Source organism: Actinocorallia lasiicapitis (assembly GCF_054778695.1).
Map to the genome: position 1 here is coordinate 1 of NZ_BAAGZI010000336.1, position 6,589 is coordinate 6,589.

The 6,589-nt window shown below is 71.3% G+C and carries 8 protein-coding genes; 3 read left to right on the plus strand and 5 right to left on the minus strand.

The annotated features are described in order from the left end of the window. Nucleotides 1-197 precede the first annotated feature (197 nt). Nucleotides 198-986 (minus strand): CPBP family intramembrane glutamic endopeptidase, encoded by a 789-nt coding sequence (locus tag ACYVE7_RS26690; RefSeq protein WP_460368309.1) that lies wholly within the window; start codon nucleotides 984-986, stop codon nucleotides 198-200. A gap of 117 nt (nucleotides 987-1,103) precedes the next feature. Here ACYVE7_RS26690 and ACYVE7_RS26695 point away from each other — a divergent pair, with 117 nt between their 5' ends. Both ACYVE7_RS26695 and ACYVE7_RS26700 read left to right on the plus strand, forming a co-directional pair. Beyond that, the gene (locus ACYVE7_RS26695; protein ID WP_460368311.1) at nucleotides 1,104-1,955 is read left to right on the plus strand and encodes a DUF4253 domain-containing protein; all 852 of its coding nucleotides are present in this window, start codon (nucleotides 1,104-1,106) and stop codon (nucleotides 1,953-1,955) included. A gap of 95 nt (nucleotides 1,956-2,050) precedes the next feature. Further along, nucleotides 2,051-2,677, plus strand: a complete 627-nt coding sequence (locus ACYVE7_RS26700; protein WP_460368313.1) for a TetR/AcrR family transcriptional regulator — start codon at nucleotides 2,051-2,053, stop codon at nucleotides 2,675-2,677. An 18-nt stretch (nucleotides 2,678-2,695) separates the two neighbouring features. Here the strand turns inward: ACYVE7_RS26700 and ACYVE7_RS26705 are convergent, their stop codons facing one another. The 4 genes from ACYVE7_RS26705 to ACYVE7_RS26720 all read right to left on the minus strand — a co-directional run bounded on the left by ACYVE7_RS26705 (nucleotide 2,696) and on the right by ACYVE7_RS26720 (nucleotide 5,909). Next, a complete protein-coding gene (locus ACYVE7_RS26705; protein WP_460368315.1) occupies nucleotides 2,696-2,842 on the minus strand; it encodes a hypothetical protein in 147 nt (48 codons plus the stop codon). 70 nt (nucleotides 2,843-2,912) lie between these two features. Continuing rightward, nucleotides 2,913-3,878, minus strand: coding sequence for a pirin family protein (locus tag ACYVE7_RS26710; protein ID WP_460368317.1), 966 nt, complete (start codon nucleotides 3,876-3,878; stop codon nucleotides 2,913-2,915). Nucleotides 3,879-3,887: 9 nt separating this feature from the next. Further along, complete coding sequence (locus ACYVE7_RS26715; protein WP_460368319.1) at nucleotides 3,888-5,369, minus strand: MFS transporter; 1,482 nt, start codon at nucleotides 5,367-5,369, stop codon at nucleotides 3,888-3,890. Between the two features lie 63 nt (nucleotides 5,370-5,432). After that, nucleotides 5,433-5,909: a MarR family winged helix-turn-helix transcriptional regulator gene (locus ACYVE7_RS26720; RefSeq protein WP_460368321.1), complete on the minus strand. Its 477-nt coding sequence runs from the start codon at nucleotides 5,907-5,909 to the stop codon at nucleotides 5,433-5,435. 137 nt (nucleotides 5,910-6,046) lie between these two features. On the opposite strand from ACYVE7_RS26720, the gene ACYVE7_RS26725 reads away from it, so the two are divergent. Beyond that, nucleotides 6,047-6,589, plus strand: a 543-nt coding sequence (locus ACYVE7_RS26725) for a hypothetical protein (protein ID WP_460368323.1), incomplete at its 3' end; no start/stop codon positions are given.

The window sequence follows — 6,589 nt, forward strand, 5'->3', positions numbered from 1 at the left end:
GCGGCGGCCGCGGCGCCCACCCGCAGGCCCGTCCGCGCGGTCAGCGTGACGATCAGCACGCCGATCGCGCCGACCGGCACGGCCACTCCGAAACCGGCGAGCATTCCGCCCAGGATCACCGAGGTCATGGCAGCGGATCGTCCAGCGGCGGACCGCCGCCGCGCAAACCCTTTTCGGCGCCCTTCGCGTGCCGCCCGTCAGCTTCCGGGCAGCCAGGAGACCTTCCCGGCGAGCGCCACCCACCCGACGAACGCGACCGTGTCGATCAGCCCGTGCGCGACCAGCAGCGGCATCGCGCGGCCCCACCGCCGGTACAGCCTGGCGAAGATCAACCCCATCACCAGATTGCCGAAGAACCCGCCGAGCCCCTGGTAGAGGTGGTAGCTGCCGCGCACGGCCGCGCTGGTCAGATCGGCCTTCCACGCCGCCCAGCCGAGTTGGTCGAGCCGGTGCAGCAGATACCCCAGGACGATGATCTCCTCGACGACAGCGTTCTGCCACGCCGACAGGACCAGCACCGGCAGCCGCCACCACACGTCGCCGAGCGCCGACGGCACGACCGTCAGATTCGCCCCGAAGTTCCGGGCCGCCAGATACAGCACCAGCCCGGAACCGCCGATGAACGCCGCGACGGCCGCGCCGCGCAGCCAGTCACGGCCGCTCGGCCACCACGACACGCCGAGGGTTCTGCGGATCGGTTCGCCGCTCCGGCCCAGGAAGTACGCGACCAGCGCCACCGGCACGACCGCGTTGAACACGTAGAAGAGCTGCCAGGCCAGACCGAGCCACGGACGGCCCGGCACGGCGTCGGTGACCAGCGACGCCGTCTGGTCGTTCAGCGCCTTCGACGCGGTCACCGAGCCGACGAACGAGATGAACGCCGACAGCCCCGACATGCCCAGCGAGACCCCGAACACCAGCCAGATCTCTTTGGTCAGGACCCGGCGTCCCGGCAGTTCGGTCAGGGTTCTCACTTCGGCCGTCACGCCCCTGATCGTCCCATGAGAAGTCGCGGACCCGCCGCATCCGGCGCCCGGGTGGCACTAACATTGATCAATGCGCCAGGATCCTGCATAGGATGGGTCAAATTCGCGGAGCTCGGAGTGGTCGAGGTCATGGACGATCACCGGCGCGGCAGGGCGTTGCCGGCCGGGGTGTATCGGCTTTTCGCTGACGGCGGGGCCGGCCGCACCCTTAATGTCGCGCTGCCCGAAGGGGCCGTGGTCTGGCCCGACCGGGAGTACCGGCGCGACCATGTCATCACCCGGCCGGCGTTCTGGCTGAGCGACGAGGGTGTCAGCGGCGAGCTCTGGTCGAAACTCCAGGCCGAACACCCCTACTCGGGGCTGTGGCCGCTGCTGCTGGACGAGTCCGCGCAGCCGTGGTCGGCGGGGCAGGTCGCGCCCGAACCCGAAACGGAGATCACGGTCTACGACCCGGCCATGTTCATGGCCGAGGTGTGGGCCGACATGATCGAGCCGCGGCTGCGGTACGGCGACGACTTCGAGGACCTCACCCCGTTCGGCAAGTACTGCCCGGGCCTCGCGCCGCGCGGCGAGCAGATGGCCGCGCCCAACGTCGTCGCCGACTGGTACGCCCGGGAGCTCGCCGACGGCTCCACCACGCTGCTCGGGCTGGTCGCCGCCCGGCGCAGCGCCGACGCGCTGGCCGTCATGGGCTGGCAGGGCGCGCTCAACCACAACCAGTGGACCGCGCCGCTCGCCTCCGTGGTGCGGAGCTGGGAGGAGCGGTTCGGGGTCCGCCTGGTCCGCGTCGGCTTCAACACGCTGGAGTTCAGCGTGGCCGCGCCGCCGCGCAGCCACGAGCACGCCCTGCACGTCGCCGCCGAACACTGGGCGTTCTGCCCCGACACCATCACCCAGGGCGCCGGCACCCTCGAGGCGTACGCGAAGGAGATCGCCGGCCGCAACGCCTGGTCCTTCTGGTGGGACTGACCCCGCGCTGAACCCGCACGGCGGCTTGCGGAACGTTGTGTTCTGTTCCAGTATTCTAGAACGGAATGGTTCGTTCCAGTGTGGGAGGGTGTGCGATGACCGGGCTCAGTGGTCGTAAGGCCGAAGCGGCGCGTAATGACCAGGTGATTCTGGAGTCGGCTCGCAGTGTCTTCCTGGCCGATCCCGGGGCGCCGATCGCCGCCGTCGCCGAGCACGCGGGCGTCGGGATCAGCGCGCTGTACCGGCGGTACAAGAGCAAGGACGAGCTGCTGCAGAAGCTCGCGCTCGACGGGCTGCACCGGTACATCGGCGAGGCCGAGGCCGCGCTGGCCGACCAGGACGATCCGTGGGCGTCGTTCGCCGGGTTCATGGAGCGCTGCGTCGACGGCGGCGCCGCGTCGCTGACCCGCCGGCTGGCCGGCGCCTTCACCGCCACCGAGGAACTGAACCAGGCCGGCTACCAGGCGTATCTGCTGACCCAGCGGATCGTCGAGCGGAGCCAGGAGGCCGGGGTGCTGCGCGGCGACGTCAACGTCGCCGACCTCTCGCTGATCTTCGAGCAGCTCCAGACCGTCACCGTGGCCGACGCCGACCGGACCGGCGGGCTCCGCCGCCGCTATCTGCACCTGCTGCTCCAGTCGCTGCACACCCCGCCGACCACCGCCGACCTGCCGGGGCCGCCCCCCGAATGGGAGGAACTGCGCCGCCGCTACGACGGCTGAGCCACACCGAGGAGCTGTCTACGGGGCGTCCGGCTCGGGCTCGGGCGACAGCAGCGCCTCCTCGTCCTCGACGTACTCGTCGGAGGCGTCGCGGTCCCGGTCGTAGCCGGGGGAGCGGCCGGGCGAGTAGCCGTCCTCGCCTGGGCCGGTGTGCGCGGGATCCATACGGAGAGCCCTGCCCGGGCCCGGGCGAAGGAAGACCCGGCCGAACACCAAGATCCGGCCATCGCGGCGGTCAGCGTTCGCGGCCCCTGGCCTTGAGCGGCAGATCGGGGAGCGCGGGCGCCTCGATCCGGGCGCCGTCGTAGCCGTGAACCTCGCCGAACAGCTCCTCGGCGGCGTTCCAGCCTCGGCGCGCCTCGGCGATCTCCGCTCCGGTGCGGGCCACGAAGTTCCACCACATGACGATCTTCTCCTCGAACGGCACCCCGCCGATGAGGATCAGCCGGGCGTCCGTCCCCGCCTCGACGGGCAGCGCGTCCCGGCCGCAGCCCAGATAGACCAGCCGCCCGATCGGGGCTTCGGCGCCGTCCACCCGGACGTCCCCCGACATCGCCAGGACCGCGTACTCGAAGTCGGCCTCCAGCGGGAGCGCCGTGCGCGTGCCCGCCGCGACCGCGACGTCCGCGCCGGTCAGCGGTGTGAACACCCGGCCGGGGGAGACCGCGCCGTCCAGTTCGCCCAGGAACACCGTCGCGCGCACGCCCGGCGCGGTGACCACGGGCAGCTCGGTGTGGTGGGCGAAGGCCGGGGCGGTGTGCCGGTGCTCGTCGGGGAGCGCCACCCAGAGCTGCGCCCCGTGCAGGAACCGCTGGTGGGGGACGGGCGACTCCTCGGAGTGCGCGATCCCGCGCCCGGCCGTCATCAGTCCCAGCTCGCCGGGACGCACCGTGGCGAGGCTGCCGAGGCTGTCGCGGTGCAGCACGTCGCCGGCGTGCAGCCAGCTGACGGTCTGCAGCCCCGTGTGCGGGTGCGGCGCGACCTGCATCCCGGGCTCGTCGGCGACGTCATCGGGCCCGTAGTGGTCGAGGAAGCACCAGGCCCCGACCATCCGCCGGCCCAGCGTGGGCAGGAGCCGCCGCACGGGGCTCCGCCCGAGCAGCACCTCCTTGGCGGGAAGCAGCTCCCGCACGGGCGCGGCGGACACCTCTGCGGTGCCGCCGCACACCGTCACGGACGGGTCGGTCTCGAGATTGCTCATCCCGTCACGCTAGTGGACGAGGACCTTCGGCTCCTCGCTCGCGCCCGCGCCCTGACCGGAACCGCGCAGCGTGAACACGGCGACGAGCAGACCGGCCACCGCGAGCCCGGTGGAGATCGCGAACGCCAGATGGAACCCGCCGACCAGCGACTCGTTCACCGTGTGCCGCGACGCGGTCAGGTCCGCGGTCCTGGTGGCCGCCAGCGAGGCCAGCGACGCCAGTCCGAGCGCCCCGCCGACCTGCTGGACGGTGTTGAGCAGGCCGGACGCCGCCCCCGTGTCCTCGGGACGCGCGCCCGCCATCGCCAGCCCGGCGATGTTGGGGAAGACCACGCCGAGCCCGGCGCCCATGAGGACCATCGAGGGCATGACGTCCACGAGGAACGACCCGCCGACCGGCACCCGCAGGAACAGGGCGTTGCCGACGGCCACCAGCGCGAGCCCGGAGACGATCACCGGGTAGTGGCCGAACCGCGCGGCCAGCTTCGCCGCGAACGACAGCGAGAACGCGCCGATCATCACGGTGATGGGCAGGAAGCCCGCGCCGGTCTCGAACTCGCTGAACCCGAGCACCCGCTGCAGATACAACGCGACGAAGAACTGAAAACCGAACATCGGAGCGACCATGAAGAACATGGTCGCGTTGGCGCCGGACAGCAGTTTGGAGCGGAACAGGCGCAGCGGCAGCAGCGGGGTGCGGGCGGTGGCCTGACGGGCCACGAACAGCACCAGCAGCACGATCGAGACCGCGCCGAGCACCAGCGTGCGGGCCGAGCCCCAGCCGTAGTCGGCGGCCTTGACGATGGTGAACACACCGAGCATCAGCGAGGAGGTCACCAGGACGGCGCCCGGCACGTCCGCGCCGGTCCGCAGGCCGAGCCCGCGCGAGGAGCTGAGCACCCGGATCGCGGGGACCATCACGGCCGCGCCGATCGGGATGTTCACGAAGAAGATCCAGTGCCAGCTCAGGGTCTCGGTGAGCACTCCGCCCGCGAACACGCCGATGGACGCGCCACCGGAGGCCACGAAACTGAAGATGCCGAGCGCCCGGGCGCGCTCACCCGGCTCGGTGAACAGTGTGAAGATCATGCCGAGGCTGACGGCCGAGGTCAGCGCACCGCCCGCGCCCTGCAGGAACCGGGCGGCGATCAGCATCCACTGCTCGGTGGCCAGACCGCACAGCAGCGACGCGACCGTGAAAACTGTCAGACCCGTGAGGAAGACTCGTTTTCCGCCGACCAGGTCGCCCATCCGGCCGGCCAGGAGCAGCAGACCGCCGAAGCTGATCAGGTAGGCGTTGACCACCCAGGCGAGCCCCGCCTGGGTGAAGTCGAGGTCGTTCTGGATCGCCGGGAGCGCGACGTTCACGATCGTCGCGTCAAGGATGATCATGAGCATCCCGGTGCACAGCACGATCAGGGCCAGCCATCGGGACCGGTCTCCGGAGGCCGGTGCGGGGGGTTCGGGGGCGTGCTTGAAAGGATCCGTCATAGGACGGACCTTAGCAGATTATCTAGAGGGAGACGATCTATTTATAGATGAATTCGGGGAGGGTCAGCGGGCGTTCCTGCGCCGTACCGTCTTCTCGCAGGACGCCGTGCTGGCCAGCCGCCCCTTCGACAGCCGCCGCAGCGCCGACAGGAACGCCTCGCGCTCCTCGGCGGGCAGCGTGTCCAGCACCTCGTCATGGATGTCGGTGACGATCCGCTCGCCGCGCACGACCATCGCGCGGCCGGCGTCGGTGACCTTGACGATCCGGGCCCGCCGGTCGGTGGGGGAGGGATGGCGTTCGGCGAGGCCGCGCCGCTCCAGGTCGTCCAGGGTGACGACCATGGTCGTCTTGTCGAGGTCGCAGCGCTCGGCGAGCTGGATCTGGGTCAGCTCGCCGTCCTGGGCGACCTGCAGCACGCACAGGCCGCGCGGCATCAGCCCGAGCTGCTCCAGGGCGGCGGTGAGCTCGGTGTTGAGCACGTGAGCCGCGTGCATGAGCAGGAAGGTCAGGTCGGTGACCGGCGACTGGACGTTCGGCATACCTCCACGGTACCAAAAGGTCCGCTGGCAGATAATCCCACCGATAGACGATCGGGTGACCGGCCTCACGGCCCCGTGACGCGAAGACTGCCCCTGGACACTATGGCGGCCGCCCGCCCACTGGTTACCGTGACCCCGTGGACACGTCCGGAGTGCGCGACGAGGTGACCGACATGGTCGATCTCGGCCTGGCCATCGCCGCACCCGTGCGCGGCCTGGCCAGGGACGGGGTGGTCGGCGCCGCCCGGATCGGCCTGGAATGGGCGCTGGAACTGCCGGCGGTGAAGGGCCCGGTCGAGCAGGCCACGCAGATCGCGGCCCAGCGGATCGCGACCTCGCTGGCCGAACGGGCCGTCGCCGACATCGTCACCGCGGCCGAGGCCAACGTGCTCACCTCCACCGCGCTCGGCGTCACCGCGACGGCGCTGGGCGTCGCAGGACAGGCCGCCAACCACCCGCTGTCGCGGGCCGCCCGCCGCTTCGCCGTCCGCAACCCCCTGACCAGGGCGACCACCTCGACCTGGGTGGGCCTCACCGAGCGGGCGGTGCGCACCTCGCTGGCGCAGGCGGCGACCAACGTGGCGCTCGACTCGGTCGTGGACGTCGTCGCCGACGTGGTGATGGACGTCCTGCTCGAGATCGGTCCCGAGCTCGCGGTCGAGATCGGCGAGGAGGCCGCC